Raw genomic sequence first — 13,880 nt, 5'->3', positions numbered from 1 at the left:
AGGTCCGGCCATGACGAATCCCGTGCACGCCGCCGATGAACGCCGGGAGCAGACGCTCGCCGGCGAAGACCTGCTGATCGATCGGTTCCTGCCCCGGTTCGACGTCACGCTGATCGAACACGTCGTCGCCGACGCGGACATCGCCGAAACCTGGCAGGCGCTGCGCGAACTGGACTTGATGCGGGTCCACTCGCCGTTGATGGACGCGGCCATGTTCGTGCGAAGCATGCCTGCTGCACTGACCCGGCGCTCCACGCCCGCCGAGCCGCCCGCGGAGCTGAAACTGTTCGGGGGGAGTACTCCGCTGCCGGGATGGCTGCCGCTGGGTGAGACCCCGGGCCGCGAGGTCGTCCTGGGCGCCGTCGGAAAGTTCTGGCAGCCCGACATCGAGTGGCTCGACGTGCAGGGCATGACCCCCGACGAGTTCGCCGGATTCACCGAGCCGGGCTGGGGCCGGATCGCAGCGGGCTTCTCGCTGCGTCCCTACGGCCCGTCCCGCACTCTGGTCACTTACGAGGCGCGGACGGTCACCACGGATTCCAGCTCGGCGCGCCGGTTCGCGCGCTACTGGTGGCTGGTGCGGCCGTTCGTGCGCACCGTCATGCAAGCAACGTTGCGCACCCTCCGCGAGGACGCCGGATCGCTCGTCGACGGCCATCCGGACGAGGCGTCGCCGACGGGCGGGCGGGTGAAACGGTGGCTTTACCGAGGCGGCCGGCCACACGCCTTGGCCCGGGCCCTGAACCGCGGTGCCGCGTTCGGCTACGCGGCCGGGTTGCTGCCACATCGGGTCGTGACGCTGGAGGTGCCCGGCAGGCGCACCGGCCGGCTCGTCCGGGTGCCGCTCGTCGTCGCCGACCACGACGGGGAGCGCTACCTCGTTGCGATGCTCGGCGCGCAAACCCAATGGGTGCGCAACGTCCGTGCGGCCGACGGCCATGTGGTGCTCCGGCACGGCCGCCGCGAAGCCGTCCGGCTCGAAGACGTGGCGACCGAACGGCGTCCGCCGGTACTCAGGCGCTATCTCGCCTGCGCACCCGGAGCGCGGCCCCACATCCCGGTCGACCGGCGCGCCCCCGTCGAGGACTTCGCCCGGATCGCTCCGGACATCCCGGTCTTCCGTATCGTGGCCGAGCCGGCGACCGATGACTGAGACCTCAGCCGGCACCGTCGTCGCGTACTTCACTCAGTCGGGTACGTCGAAGGAAATCCGCTCCTGACAAGCCGGTGCGGCGTCGTAGGCTTTCGCATCGCGCGAGCGGAGGTGCGGTATGTCGGTCGAGGCAGGTGGCCAACTGGACATGGAGACGGCGGAGGCGCTGGGCCGGACCTTCGAGCCGGCTGAGTCGTGGATCGAGCGGGTCGGCCGTCCGGCAACCTTGCCGGCTCCGGGTAGCGAGCTGGCAGTGGACGACCAGGCCACCGACCCGCGCCGCTTGTCTCATCTCGCACTGACCGCGGTGGGGGCGGCGGTGGACCACTTCCACGCTTCGAGCTTGTTGATCTCGACCGGTCGGGTTGTCCATATGAATGCCCAATTCACCCTGCTGCGGGCGGCGCTGGAGAACGCAGCAACGGCCGTGTTCATGCTGGGGCCCGACGACAGTCAGGAAAGGATCTTCCGCGCTCTGCGCATCGCCTGGAGCGACGTGGTCGATCAGCACAATCTGCTGGACAACGTGAACCAACCACCGCGCAAGTCCCTTGCAGCCCACAAGACCGAGTTGCAGAACCTCGCCAAGGCTCAGGGAATGACCAAGGCGGACGTCGCGAAGATCGCCGCCCGGGCGTTGTCGTATTCGATGATCGTGAAGACGGCAGGTGCCGAGGCCTTCGGCGACAAGGTCGGCCCCCTGGCGTTGACGATCTGGATGGTGAACAGCGGGTCGGCGCACGGCAAGCAGTGGGAGGCGATCACCAAGATCGACCGCGCGAACCTGGTGGCGACGGACGACGTCACCGTCAGCCAAGGGCAGGTCACGGCGGGGTCGACCCAGTTGCGCCTCAGCGCAGTCATGGCGCGCAGGATGATCGAGCGGGCGTGGGCGTTGTATGACCAGCGCCGTGCCGCCTGACCGCCGAGAACGCGCCGCCGGCTCAGCAGATCCGGGGGAGCTGCTCGCCGACCAGCATGTCGACAACTCGGGTCGAGCCGACGAGGGTGCGGGCCGTGACCTTCGCCAAGTCGCCGGCTTCGCCGACGACGCCGATGGCCTGCGCCTGGTACCCGGCCGGGTGATTTCGCATGGCCCGCAGCACCGCGTCGGCGGCGGAGGCCGCGACGAAGGCGACGAGGCAGCCTTCGTTGGCCACGTGCAAGGGATCGAGCCCGAGCAGCTCGCATGCCGAGGCGACCTGGGGCGGCACCGGCAGCCCGGTTTCGTCGATCTCCACCGTGACGCCGGAGGCCTCGGCAAGTTCGTTGAGCGCGCTTGCCAACCCACCCCGAGTGGGGTCCCGCAGGGCGTGCACGGCCGGTCCACCTGCGGCGATCATCGCGGCGACCAGCCCGTGCAGCGGCCGGCTGTCGGACCGGATCTCCGACTCGAAGCCCAGCCCTTCGCGGGCGCTCATGATCGCGGTGCCGTGCGCGCCGATCGGGCCGGACAGCAGCACGATGTCGCCGGGCTCTCCGCGAGTGGCGGACGGGAAGGCACCGCGCAGCCGCACGCCGATGCCGGTGGTGGTGAGGTAGCAGCCGTCGGCGGCGCCGCGGCCGACCACCTTCGTGTCCCCGGTGACGACCCGGACCCCGCACTCGCCGGCGGCCCGGGCGACCGACGCGGTGATCTCGCGCAGCTCGGCGAGCGGCAGCCCTTCTTCCAGGACGTAGGCCAGGGCGAGCGCGACCGGGCGGGCACCGCGCATCGCGAGGTCGTTGACCGTGCCGTACACGGCGAGTGAACCGATATCGCCGCCCGGGAAGAACCGCGGTGTGACGACGAAGCCGTCCGTGCTGAACACGAGATCGGTGTCGCCGACGCCGATCACCGCGGCGTCCTCGAGCGGACCTGGTTCGCCCAGCTGCGCCGTGACCACCTCGTCGAGCAGCTCGGCCATCAGCTGCCCGCCGGAGCCGTGGCCCAGCAGGACGCGTTCGGTCTCGGTGGCGGGGACCGGGCAGGTGGTGCGGGCCGGGTCGATCGTCGTCATCGGATTACCTCCACGGTGGACTGTCGGCGGCCGGCGTGGTGGAACGCGGCGCACGTGCCTTCGGCCGACACCATCGGCGCGCCCAGCGGGGTGCGGGGCGTGCAGCGGGTGCCGTAGGCGGCGCAGTCCGTGGGGACCGCCGTGCCGCGCAGGATCAATCCGGCGATGCAGTCGGGGTGTTCGGCGGTCCGCACGCCGTCGGTGGCGAACCGCGCTTCGGCGTCGAACGCGGAGAACTCCTCTGTGAGGGTGAGCCCGCTGGCCGGGATCGGGCCGATCCCGCGCCAGGTCCGCTCTGTCACCCGGAAGACTCGGCGCACGACGTCCTGCGCGGCGGTGTTGCCGGACCGGCGCACCGCTCGCGCGTACTGGTTCTCCACCTCGGCCCGGCCGGTCTCGAGCTGGCGCACGGCCAGCACGATCCCTTCGAGCAGATCCAGGGGCTCGAAGCCGGTGACCACGATCGGCACCCGGTAGCGCGCGGCGATCGGCTCGTATTCGGTCCAGCCCATCACCGCGCAGACGTGTCCGGCGGCGAGGAACGCCTGGACCTGGTTGTCGGGTGCGTCCAGGACGGCGGTGATCGCGGGGGGCACGAGGACGTGGCTGACGAGCACGGAGAAGTTCCGCACCCCGGTGTCCGCGGCGTTCAGCACGGCCATCGCGTTGGCGGGTGCGGTCGTCTCGAACCCGACGGCGAAGAACACGACCTGCCGCTCGGGGTTCTCGCGCGCGATCTTGACCGCGTCGAGCGGGGTGTAGACGACCCGGACGTCACCGCCACGAGCCTTGACACCGAGTAAGTCCCCGCTGGTGCCGGGCACACGCAGCATGTCGCCGTAGCTGGTGAAGATGACATCCGGGCGCGCGGCGATGGCGACCGCCTTGTCGATCGTCTCCAGCGGGGTGACGCAGACCGGGCAGCCGGGGCCGTGGATCATCCGGATCCCGGCCGGCAGCAGCTCGTCGATGCCCTGGCGGACCAGGGTGTGCGTCTGGCCGCCGCAGACCTCCATGATCGCCCACGGCGTGGTCGCGACCGCGCGCAGCTCGGCCAGCAGCCGCCGGGCGAGCACCGGATCGCGGTATTCGTCGAGGTACTTCACAACACCACCTCCGGGCCGAGTTCCGTGGCGAGGGCGTCCGGGATCGCGCGGAGCACGGCCAGGGTCTTCGCCGCTTCCGCCTCGTCGACCTGGCTGATCGCGAAACCGACGTGCACGATCACGTAGTCGCCGACGCCCGCGTCAGGCGTGTAGGCCAGGCACACCGGGCGCCGGACGCCGTCGAAGTCGACGGTGCCCATGCGCAGGCCCGGATCGCCGTCGGACTCGGCGACGATCCGGCCGGGTATCCCGAGACACATCGCGGCTCACTTCCCGTTCATCCGGGCGCAGGCGATCGCGGCCTGGCCGTAGCTGATGCCGCCGTCGTTCATCGGCACGCGTTCGCCGGCCAGCGGCCGCAGGCCCGCGTCGGCCAGTCCGTCGAGCAAGCTCGCGGTGAGCAGTGAGTTCTGGAACACGCCACCCCCGAGGCACACGATGTCGGTGCCCAGCGCGGCGGCGGCCTTCTCGGCGAGGGCGACGACGACCTCGGCGACGGCCCGGTGGAACCGCGCGGCGATCTCGCCGGGTGAAGACGTCGAGGTCAAGGCGTCACGCAGGGTCGGGATCGGGTCGTAGACCCACAGGCCGTCCCGGTGGCGCAGCGCCCAGTCCAGCGCCCGGTCCGGCTCGTGGCCGTTCGCCGCCGCCTCCAGCCGCGCCGCAGCCTCGCCTTCGTAGCCGTTGTCGTCGCAGAGGCCGAGAAGCGCGCTCATGGCGTCGAACAGCCGCCCGGCGCTCGACGCGATCGGGCAGTTGACGTTCCGGTCGATCATCGTCCGCACGAAGGCGACCTCTCGATCGTCCATTCTGGACAACAGGCTGCCGGCGAGTTCGCCGGGCAGGGGCGCGCCGAAGGTTTCGGCGCCGTAGAGGTAACCGAGAGCCATCCGGGCCGGGCGGCGGACTGCGGCTTCGCCGCCGGGCAGTGGTGCGGTGCCGAACCGGCCGAACCGCCGGAAGTCCCGGTAATCCGCGAGCAGGATCTCGCCGCCCCAGAGGGTGCCGTCGGTACCGAAGCCGAGCCCGTCGAGCGCGACCCCCACGAACGGCCCGCGCACGCCGTGTTCGGCGGCAGTCGCGGCGACGTGCGCATGGTGGTGCTGGACGGCGATCCGGCGTTCGGCCGGCCAGCGTCGGCCGTACTGGGTGGACAGGTACCCGGGGTGCAGGTCGTGCGCGCACCACGCCGGATCGGCTTCGTGCAGACGGCGGAGATCGTCGGCGGCCCGCTCGAACGCGACGAGCGTCCGCGCGTCGGAGAGGTCGCCGGTGTGCGGTCCGAGGTGGGCGACGTCGTCGTGGGCGAGCGCGCAGGTGTGTTTGAGCTGGGCGCCCAGGGCCAGCACCGGTTCGGAAGCGGGATGCGGTAGCGGCAGGGGACCGGGGGCGTAGCCGCGGGCGCGGCGCACCATGGTCGTCCGGCCGCGGCTCACCCGGACGACCGAGTCGTCGAAGCGGGACCAGATCGGCCGGTCATGGCCGAGAACGCCGTCGGCGATCGGGCCGAGCGTGGCGTGCGCGTCCGCGTCGTCGATGACGATCGGCCCGCCCGCGCGGTTGCCGCTGGTGACGACCAGAGGCCGGGCGAGCTCGGCGAGCAGGAGGTGGTGCAGCGGGGTCGTGGCGAGGAAGACGCCGATGTCGGTGAGCCCGGGGGCGATCGCCTCGGCGAGCGGCGCGCCGGGACGGCGGGGGAGCAGGACGATCGGGGCCGCGGCCGACGTCAGCAAGCCTGCGGCTGGCTCGTCGACGAGCGCGAGCCGCCGGGCGCCGTCGAGGCCGGCGGCCAGCACGGCCAGTGGCTTGGTCGGCCTCGGTTTCTCCCGCCGGAGCCGCTGGACCACGGCCTCGTTCGCCGCGTCGCAGACCAATTGGTAACCGCCGAGGCCTTTCACCGCGACGATCCCGCCCTCGGCGATGACCGCACAGGCCGCCGCGAGCGCTTCTTCGCCCTGCACAGAAGCGGACCAGCTGAGCCGGGGACCGCACGCTGGACAGGCGATCGGTTCGGCGTGGAAGCGCCGGTTCGCCGGGTCCCGGTACTCGGCTTCGCAGTCCGGGCACAGCGGGAACGAGCGCATGGCGGTGCCCGGCCGGTCGTAGGGCAGCCGTTCGACGATGCTCGCGCGCGGACCGCAATCAGTGCAGTTGAGGAACGGGTAGCGGTGACGCCGGTCAGCCGGGTCGAACAGCTCCCGCACGCACTCCGCGCAGGTGGCCAGGTCCGGCGGTACGTCGCCGGTCCGGCCGCCGGTGCTGGCGCCGACCCGGAATCCCGGCGCGAGCACGACGTCGTCGGGGAGCATCGCAACGTCGACACCGGTGACCTTCGCCTGCGGAGGCGCACGCAGGACCAGCCGCGCGAGGAAGTCGTCGAGCCGGTCACCCTCGGCGTCGATCACCACGTACCCGCCCGCGTTGCGCACCTCGCCGCCGATGCCGAGTTCCCCGGCGAGGCGGTGGACGAACGGCCGGAACCCGACGCCCTGCACGGTTCCCCGCACCACGACGCGGCGGCGGCCGACGCCCCCGATCTCCGCCATCCCGCCTCCCCGCTCGTGCCCGTCGATCACCACCGTGCTGTGGGCGGGCTGCCACGGCCAGGGCATGAAGTACCCGGCGAAGGGACTTTGGTCCTCACGCCCGGTCGATGACCTTCGGCCCTATGCCCTTCACCCGGGCAACCGGTTCAGTGGGCTTCCTGGAGGTGCTGGTTTCGATGGAGACTCAGGTACTCGACCGGACCGGACTCGGCCAACTCGTCGGCGCATTGCGCGACGACGGTTACCGGGTGATCGGCCCCACCGTGCGAGACAACGCCATCGTGCTCGCCGAACTCGATTCCGCGGAGCAACTGCCCGCGGGGTGGGGCGTCACGACCGCACCCGGCCGGTACCGCTTGCGGCGCCGGGACGACGAGGCCGTGTTCGGGCATTCGTCCGGGCCGCAGTCGTGGAAGAGCTACTTGCACCCGCCGCGCCGGAAACTCTTCGAGGTGAGCCGCGACGGCGAGTTCACCCCCACCCCGGAGGACGACACGCGCTACGCCTTTCTCGGCGTCCGTGGTTGCGACCTCGCCGCGATCGCGATCCTCGACCGGGTGCTCGGGGCCGGAGCGCACCCGGACGGCTCGTACCAGCGCCGCCGCCGGGAGCTGTTCTTGGTCGCGGTGAACTGCACCGAGCCCGGCGAGCTGTGCTTCTGCACGTCGATGGGTACCGGGCCCGCGGCTGGTCCGGGGTACGACCTCGGGCTCACCGAACGCACCGACGGCGACGGCCACCGGTTCGTCGTCGATGTCGGCACCCCGAAAGGTGCGCAGCTGCTGGGCAAGGTCGCGGCCCGCCCGGCGGCTTCGGACGAAGTCCGGTCACCACGCGAAGACGTCACCGCCGCGGCGAGCCGGATGGGACGGGCGATGCCGGCGGCCGACCTGCCCGCGAAGATCCGCGACGCCCGGGAGTCGCCGCAGTGGGAGGAGGTCGCCAGCCGCTGCCTCACCTGCGCCAACTGCACGATGGTGTGCCCCACGTGCTTCTGCACGACGACCGAGGACGTCACGGACCTGACCGGCGACCACGCCGAACGCTGGCAGCGCTCAGCGTCTTGCTTCGAACTCGACTTCTCCTACGTGCACGGCGGCAGCGTCCGGACGTCCGGCTCGAGCCGCTACCGGCAGTGGTTCAGCCACAAGCTCGGCACCTGGCACGAGCAGTTCGGCACGTCCGGCTGCGTCGGCTGCGGCCGCTGCGTCGCGTGGTGCCCGGCCGGGATCGACATCACCGAAGAGGCGGCGAAACTGGTCGCGTACCCCGGAGGCAGGCCGTGACCGAACCCATGCTGCCGGTGCCGTACCGGGTGGCCGGCCGGGTGGTGGAGACCGCGGACTCGGTCAGCCTCCGGCTGGAACCGCGCGGAAAGCCGTTGCCCGAAGCGAAGCTCGGCCAGTTCATGATGCTCTACTGCCACGGCGTCGGCGAGGTGGCGATCTCGGTCAGCGGCCCCGGGCCGACCCACACCATTCGGGCCGTCGGCGCGGTGAGCCGGGCCTTGCACGACCTCACGCCGGGCACCCTCGTCGGAGTGCGCGGGCCGTTCGGGACCAGCTGGGACGTCGAGGACGCGGCCGGCCACGACGTAGTGATCGTCGCGGGCGGCGCCGGGCTCTGCCCGCTGCGCCCGGTGCTCGCCGACGTCCTGGACCACCGCGGCGACTACGGGCGGGTCGTCGTGGTGGCGGGCGCCCGGAAGCCGGACGAATTCCTGTTCCCGCACGAGCTGGCCTCCTGGGCCGGCCGCCACGACGTCGAGTTGCTGCGGACCATCGACCGCCCGGCGCCGGGCTGGACCGGGCCCGTCGGCTTCGTCACCGAACCCCTGGCCGGTCTCGCGCTCGATCCCGAGCGCACCCGGGCCTTCCTGTGCGGGCCGGAGCCGATGATGCGGGCGTGCGCGGAAATCCTGCTCGCGAAAGGGATGTCCGCACACCACATCCGGGTTTCCTTGGAGCGGGCGATGAAGTGCGGGATCGGGCTCTGCGGGCACTGCCAGCTCGGCCCACTGCTCGTCTGCCGGGACGGCCCGGTCGTGGACTACACGGTCGCCGGACCCCTGCTCGCCGTGAAGGAGCTGTGATGCCCGCCCCGACTCTCGCCGTCTGGAAGTTCGCCTCCTGCGACGGCTGCCAGCTGACCCTGCTCGACTGCGAAGACGAACTCCTCGCACTCGCCGGGCAGGTGCGGATCGCGCACTTCCCCGAAGCCTCCAGCACGGTCCTACCCGGCCCGTACGACGTGTCCCTGGTCGAGGGATCCATCACCACCGAGGCGGATCTGCGGCGCGTCCACGAAGTGCGGGCCCAGTCGAAGGTCCTCGTGACGATCGGTGCCTGCGCCACCTCGGGTGGCATCCAGGCGCTGCGGAACTTCGCCGACGTCACCGAATTCACCTCCGTCGTCTACGCGAACCCGCAGTACATCGACGCACTGGGAACGTCGACCCCGATCGCGGCCCATGTCCCGGTGGACCACGAGCTGCACGGCTGCCCCATTGATCGCGGCCAGCTGCTGGGCACGATCACGGCGTTGCTCGCCGGACGCAAGCCGGACCTGCCCGACACGAGCGTGTGCACCGAATGCAAGCGTCGCGGGCTCACCTGCCTGCTGGTCGCCGAGGACACCCCGTGCCTCGGCCCGGTCACCCGCGCCGGGTGTGGCGCGCTGTGCCCCGGCGTCCACCGGGGTTGTTTCGGCTGCTTCGGTCCCATGGCGCAGCCGAACACGCCGGTGCTGATCCCGCTGCTGCGGTCACGCGGGATGAGCGACGACGCGGTGGACCGCGTGTTCAGCACCTTCACCGTCGCCGAAACCCGGCGGGAGGAACGATGAGCCACCGAAGCCGGCAATTGAAGGTCAGCTCGCTGGCCCGGGTCGAAGGCGAAGGCGCGCTGCACGTGCGGATCACCGGCGGCGAGGTCGAGCGCGTCGAACTGAATATCTACGAGCCACCGCGGTTCTTCGAAGCGTTCCTGCGCGGCCGCGCGCACACCGAACCACCCGACATCACCGCGCGGATCTGCGGCATCTGCCCGGTGGCCTACCAGACCAGCGCGTGCAACGCGATCGAGCAGGCCTGCGGCGTCACCCTCGACCCGCAGCTCGCGGATGTACGCAGGCTGTTGTACTGCGGCGAGTGGATTTCCAGCCACGCGCTGCACATCTACCTGCTGCACGCCCCCGATTTCCTCGGGCACCCGGACGCGATCAGCCTGGCCACCCGCCACCGCGAGATCGTCGAGCGAGGCTTGGCGCTGAAGAAGGCGGGCAACACGCTGCTCGAAACGTTCGGCGGCCGGGCGATCCATCCGGTCAACGTCCGGGTCGGCGGGTTCTATTCGCTGCCCACCCGCGCCGAGCTGACGCCACTGGCCGAAGTGCTGCGGCGGGCCCTCGACGACGCCATCGGCACCGTCCGCTGGGCGGCCGGGTTCGAGTACCCCGACCTCGAGCTCGACCACGACTTCCTCGCCGCGTACGAGCCCGGCCGCTACGCCATCGCCGACGGAACCCTGCGCACCACGTCGGGGTTGGCCTTTCCGCCGCGCGATTTCTCCGCGCACGTCGTCGAGGCACAGGTGCCGCATTCGACCGCCTTGCACGCCTCGCTCGACGGGCACCGGTACCTGACCGGACCGCTGGCGCGCTACACCCTCAATTCGGCGCAGCTCTCGGCGACGGCCAGGCAGGTCGCCGCGGAAGCCGGGCTGGGCGGCGAGTGCCGCAACCCGTTCCGCAGCATCCTCGTCCGCGGCGTCGAGCTGGTCTACGCCGTCGAAGAGGCGTTGCGGCTGATCGACGAGTACGAACAGCCAGCACGCCCATCCGTCGATGTCCCACCGCGAGCGGGGATCGGGCACGGGATCAGCGAAGCGCCGCGCGGCACGCTGTACCACCGCTACGAACTCGACGACGGCGGCCTGATCCGCGCGGCGGACATCGTGCCGCCGACCTCGCAGAACCAGGCCGCGATCGAGGACGACCTGCGCCGCGTCGTCAGCGGCAACCTCGATCTCGACGACGCGGCGTTGACCGGTCTCTGCGAGCGCACCATCCGCAACTACGACCCGTGCATCTCCTGCTCGGCCCACTTCCTCGACATCACGTGGGAGCGCCGATGAGCCGGGCGGTGGTGATCGGCGTCGGCAACGAATACCGCCACGACGACGGCGTCGGGCTCGCCGTGCTGGCCGAACTCGACGCGAACCCGATCCCCGGCGTCGTCACCGTGCTCTGCGACGGCGAGCCGGCGGCCCTGCTCGAAGCGTGGACCGGGGCCGAGCTCGCCGTCGTCGTCGACGCCGTGCTGTGCGAACCGAGCACGCCGGGCCGGATCTGGCGGTCCACAGTAGACGGACTGCCGTCCAGCCGCGGCACCGCGAGTTCCCACGCGCTCGGCATCCCCGACGCCGTCCGCCTCGGCGCCGCGCTCGGCCGGGTGCCGGACGAACTCGTGGTGTACGCGATCGAAGCCGCGGAGCTGGACTTGGGAGTCGGGCTCACGCCCGCCGTGCAAGCCGCGGTGCCCGAGGTCGTCCGTGCGATCCGCGGCGAATTCGGCTGCTGAGCGCGTCACCTCAGCGCGGCCGCCTCGACCGCGGCGCGCAGGCGCGCGGCGGCGTGTTCCGGGGCCACGGTCGTCACCGGGACACCCGTCGCCAGCTCCAGCCCGGCCGGGATTTCCAGGCGCGGCACGAGCTGCAGCGACCAGGCGAGGAACGGCGCGGTCTCGTACCCGCCGGGCGCGGTCCGCACGACGATGTTGTAGGCCGGGTCACCCAGCTCGGCGCGCAAGGCGGCGAGGACCGCCCGCAGGCACCGGGCCGTCGCGTGGATCTCTTCGGCGCTCGCGGCGGCGAAGTCCGGTTCCGCCCGGTGCGGGAGGATCCGGACCTCGTAGGCGGCGATCGGTGCGAACGGCGTGTAGGCGACGACGTGGTCGTCGGCGAAGACGATGCGTTTGCCGTCGCTCAACGCCGCTTCAAGCTGCTCGTCGGCGAGCCGACGGCCGTGGTCGCGGTGGTGGACGCGCGCCGTCTCCAGCTCGCGCCGCGTTCCCGCGGACAGCACCGGCAGGCCTGCCACCTGCGAATGCGGGTGGGCCAGCGAAATGCCGGCCGCGAGGCCGTGATTGCGGAACACGATGACCTGGGCGGCCGCGGACCGCAACGCGCGGTACCGGTGCTGCCAGGCGGTGAGTACGTCGGCGACCTCGGCGTCGGTACCGGTCGCGAGGTCCCAGTCGTGCCGGGGCGACTCTATGACGATCTCGTGCTTGTCGGACAGCGCGTACCGGTTCGGGACCGCGCGGACACGCCAGCCCGGTCCGTCGCCGGGCAGCCGCCAGGTCTCGGGCGGGGTGTCCTCGGTACCCGGGCAGAACGGGCACGCGGCGCCGGCCGCGCTGTGCGGGCGCGCCCGGCGGCCGGGCGCGAGGATCGTCCAGTCCTCGGTCTCGGCGTTCCAGCGCAGTTCACCGCCGTGCCAGGCATGGGTTGTCACGATGCTGTCCCCGGGCGGAAGGCGGTGCGGCACCGCTGGGAACAGAAGGAGTAGGTGCGGCCGTCGTCGACGACGGTGGGCGTTCCGCCGCCGGGCGGAACCGCCAGCCCGCAGACGGGGTCGCGGTGGTCGGACCGGGTCATCAGCGCGCCGGGCGGATCGCCATGGGCGAGGCCGTCGAGGAGCGTCAGCTCGTCGAGCAGGAGCCGGGGGAGCAGGAAGTGCCGCCGGACGCGTTCGCGGCCGGACGCGCCCAGCGCGGCCGCGCGGCCCGGGTCCTTCAGCAGGTCGAGCAGCGCCCGCGCACAGTCTTCGGTGGAGTCGATCAATACCCCGCCCGCGTCGTCGGCGACCTGCAGGGGGATCCCGCCGGCCCGGCCCGCGACGATCGGCGTGCCCTTCCACAGCGCTTCGGAGACCACGAGCCCGAAGCCCTCGCGGATCGATTTCTGGATCATCACCGACGAAAACCGCTGGAACGCGTTGACCTCGACGTTACCCACGCCGGTCAGGTTGGTGAAGACGTGGATGTCCGGGTCGTCCAGGCTCGCGTCGCCGATGCTGCGGTAGACCTCCCAGCCCTCCGGGTCGTCGAGCGCCATGGATCCCACCAGGGCCAGCTGCAGGCCGGGCACTTCGGGCCGCACCAAGCGGAAGGCCTCGATCACGCCCAGTGGGTCCTTCCACGGATCGAACCGGGACACCTGCGTGACGAGCGGTCGGTCGGGTTCTATTCCGATCCAGTTGAGCACCGCGTGCGCGGTCCGGTCGTCCAGGGACATGTTCTTGGGGCTGAGCGGGTCGATCGCCGGGCAGATGATGTCGGCGCGGTCGCGCGAAAGCGTCGGAGGCACGAATTCCGGCAGCGTGAACACCGTCGCGTCGTAGCCCTCGACGAACTTCCCCAGATAGTCCCAGACGCCGGCCGCGGGCTGGGACGTGTCGACGTGGCACCGCCACACCGACCGGGCCCGCGGAGCTTCCGAAAAGGACAACACCGCCGCTGGTTGGGGATCGTGCACGAACACGAAGTCACAGTCCGCAAAATCCGGATCGGCCGACAGCTCCTCGGCGTTGCGGCGAGAAGTCTCCTCGTAGAGCCGGATTTCGGCGTCCGTGATCGGTTCGGTGCCGCCTTGGAGAGCGTTGTGCAGCTTCTTCGTCACCGCGAAGAAAGCCGGCTCGCCGCTGATGATTTTCCAGCTCGCCCGGATGCCGAGGTCGTTGTAAAGAGGGACCGCCGACCGCAGCAGTTCGGAGACGCCACCGCCGTAGGGCGTGGCGCTCAGGTGGAGCACGCGCGCGCCGCGGAGCCGGTCCGCCACGGTGAGCAGCGGCTCAACGACCCAGTCCGGTGCCACCTTCCGGTACGCGGACAAAGAGAGTTCACCGACGTCGACCGTCTGCATCTGGAGACCTCTCGCTCGGCGGGCCGGAGGGTTCCAGCGTCGGTCCGCCGAACCGGTGCCGCCAGGGCACAAAGTCACCGGATCGGCAGCGGCGGAAACGGCCGCAAGGCCCGCGGACGCGGGACTGTGTGCCCTGCGCCGTGACCGTGGGC

At 71.4% G+C, this 13,880-nt stretch carries 13 protein-coding genes; 7 read left to right on the top strand and 6 right to left on the bottom strand.

The window, feature by feature from the left end:
- Window positions 1-10 precede the first annotated feature (10 nt).
- Together I4Q55_RS49920 and I4Q55_RS45210 are read left to right on the top strand one after the other, a co-directional pair.
- On the top strand, window positions 11-1,153 hold the full coding sequence (locus tag I4Q55_RS49920) for a nitroreductase/quinone reductase family protein (protein WP_242547899.1): 1,143 nt from the start codon (window positions 11-13) through the stop codon (window positions 1,151-1,153).
- Between the two features lie 118 nt (window positions 1,154-1,271).
- Window positions 1,272-2,075: a hypothetical protein gene (locus I4Q55_RS45210; protein ID WP_206797021.1), complete on the top strand. Its 804-nt coding sequence runs from the start codon at window positions 1,272-1,274 to the stop codon at window positions 2,073-2,075.
- Window positions 2,076-2,097: 22 nt separating this feature from the next.
- On the opposite strand, the gene hypE is transcribed toward I4Q55_RS45210, so the two are convergent.
- From hypE to hypF, 4 genes are read right to left on the bottom strand one after another with little or no spacing between them, the layout of a single operon-like run.
- Complete coding sequence (gene hypE, locus I4Q55_RS45205) at window positions 2,098-3,153, bottom strand: hydrogenase expression/formation protein HypE (protein WP_206797020.1); 1,056 nt, start codon at window positions 3,151-3,153, stop codon at window positions 2,098-2,100.
- The gene (hypD, locus tag I4Q55_RS45200) at window positions 3,150-4,259 is read right to left on the bottom strand and encodes a hydrogenase formation protein HypD (protein WP_206797019.1); all 1,110 of its coding nucleotides are present in this window, start codon (window positions 4,257-4,259) and stop codon (window positions 3,150-3,152) included. Before hypD ends, hypE begins: the two co-directional genes overlap by 4 nt.
- Window positions 4,256-4,519: a HypC/HybG/HupF family hydrogenase formation chaperone gene (locus tag I4Q55_RS45195; protein ID WP_206797018.1), complete on the bottom strand. Its 264-nt coding sequence runs from the start codon at window positions 4,517-4,519 to the stop codon at window positions 4,256-4,258. The genes hypD and I4Q55_RS45195 overlap by 4 nt, the downstream gene beginning before the upstream one ends.
- A 6-nt stretch (window positions 4,520-4,525) precedes the next feature.
- Complete coding sequence (hypF, locus tag I4Q55_RS45190; protein ID WP_206797017.1) at window positions 4,526-6,805, bottom strand: carbamoyltransferase HypF; 2,280 nt, start codon at window positions 6,803-6,805, stop codon at window positions 4,526-4,528.
- A gap of 176 nt (window positions 6,806-6,981) precedes the next feature.
- On the opposite strand from hypF, the gene I4Q55_RS45185 reads away from it, so the two are divergent.
- From I4Q55_RS45185 to I4Q55_RS45165, 5 genes are read left to right on the top strand one after another with little or no spacing between them, the layout of a single operon-like run.
- Window positions 6,982-8,091 carry a 4Fe-4S dicluster domain-containing protein gene (locus I4Q55_RS45185; protein ID WP_206797016.1) on the top strand — a complete coding sequence of 370 codons (1,110 nt, stop codon included), beginning with the start codon at window positions 6,982-6,984 and terminating at the stop codon, window positions 8,089-8,091.
- A complete protein-coding gene (locus I4Q55_RS45180) occupies window positions 8,088-8,897 on the top strand; it encodes an FAD/NAD(P)-binding protein (RefSeq protein WP_307793478.1) in 810 nt (269 codons plus the stop codon). Before I4Q55_RS45185 ends, I4Q55_RS45180 begins: the two co-directional genes overlap by 4 nt.
- A complete protein-coding gene (locus tag I4Q55_RS45175; protein ID WP_206797015.1) occupies window positions 8,897-9,649 on the top strand; it encodes an oxidoreductase in 753 nt (250 codons plus the stop codon). The genes I4Q55_RS45180 and I4Q55_RS45175 overlap by 1 nt, the downstream gene beginning before the upstream one ends.
- Window positions 9,646-10,938: a Ni/Fe hydrogenase subunit alpha gene (locus I4Q55_RS45170; protein ID WP_206797014.1), complete on the top strand. Its 1,293-nt coding sequence runs from the start codon at window positions 9,646-9,648 to the stop codon at window positions 10,936-10,938. Before I4Q55_RS45175 ends, I4Q55_RS45170 begins: the two co-directional genes overlap by 4 nt.
- Window positions 10,935-11,384 carry a hydrogenase maturation protease gene (locus tag I4Q55_RS45165; protein ID WP_206797013.1) on the top strand — a complete coding sequence of 150 codons (450 nt, stop codon included), beginning with the start codon at window positions 10,935-10,937 and terminating at the stop codon, window positions 11,382-11,384. The genes I4Q55_RS45170 and I4Q55_RS45165 overlap by 4 nt, the downstream gene beginning before the upstream one ends.
- A 5-nt stretch (window positions 11,385-11,389) precedes the next feature.
- On the opposite strand, the gene I4Q55_RS45160 is transcribed toward I4Q55_RS45165, so the two are convergent.
- Window positions 11,390-12,319, bottom strand: a complete 930-nt coding sequence (locus tag I4Q55_RS45160) for a galactose-1-phosphate uridylyltransferase (RefSeq protein ID WP_206797012.1) — start codon at window positions 12,317-12,319, stop codon at window positions 11,390-11,392.
- Window positions 12,316-13,728 (bottom strand): glycosyltransferase, encoded by a 1,413-nt coding sequence (locus I4Q55_RS45155; RefSeq protein WP_206797011.1) that lies wholly within the window; start codon window positions 13,726-13,728, stop codon window positions 12,316-12,318. Before I4Q55_RS45155 ends, I4Q55_RS45160 begins: the two co-directional genes overlap by 4 nt.
- Between the last annotated feature and the right edge of the window lie 152 nt (window positions 13,729-13,880).

The sequence above is a fragment of the Amycolatopsis sp. MtRt-6 genome (assembly GCF_017308975.1).
GTDB lineage: Bacteria > Actinomycetota > Actinomycetes > Mycobacteriales > Pseudonocardiaceae > Amycolatopsis.
The sequence above is the reverse complement of the archived record's forward strand: the minus strand, read 5'-3'. Positions and strand labels throughout refer to the sequence as shown.

Coding starts and splice junctions, on each gene's coding strand:
- I4Q55_RS49920 (WP_242547899.1), top strand. CDS start 11: ATGACGAATCCCGTGCACGCCGCCGATGAACGCCGGGAGCAGACGCTC.
- I4Q55_RS45210 (WP_206797021.1), top strand. CDS start 1,272: ATGTCGGTCGAGGCAGGTGGCCAACTGGACATGGAGACGGCGGAGGCG.
- hypE (WP_206797020.1), bottom strand. CDS start 3,153: ATGACGACGATCGACCCGGCCCGCACCACCTGCCCGGTCCCCGCCACC.
- I4Q55_RS45195 (WP_206797018.1), bottom strand. CDS start 4,519: ATGTGTCTCGGGATACCCGGCCGGATCGTCGCCGAGTCCGACGGCGAT.
- hypF (WP_206797017.1), bottom strand. CDS start 6,805: ATGGCGGAGATCGGGGGCGTCGGCCGCCGCCGCGTCGTGGTGCGGGGA.
- I4Q55_RS45185 (WP_206797016.1), top strand. CDS start 6,982: ATGGAGACTCAGGTACTCGACCGGACCGGACTCGGCCAACTCGTCGGC.
- I4Q55_RS45175 (WP_206797015.1), top strand. CDS start 8,897: ATGCCCGCCCCGACTCTCGCCGTCTGGAAGTTCGCCTCCTGCGACGGC.
- I4Q55_RS45170 (WP_206797014.1), top strand. CDS start 9,646: ATGAGCCACCGAAGCCGGCAATTGAAGGTCAGCTCGCTGGCCCGGGTC.
- I4Q55_RS45165 (WP_206797013.1), top strand. CDS start 10,935: ATGAGCCGGGCGGTGGTGATCGGCGTCGGCAACGAATACCGCCACGAC.
- I4Q55_RS45155 (WP_206797011.1), bottom strand. CDS start 13,728: ATGCAGACGGTCGACGTCGGTGAACTCTCTTTGTCCGCGTACCGGAAG.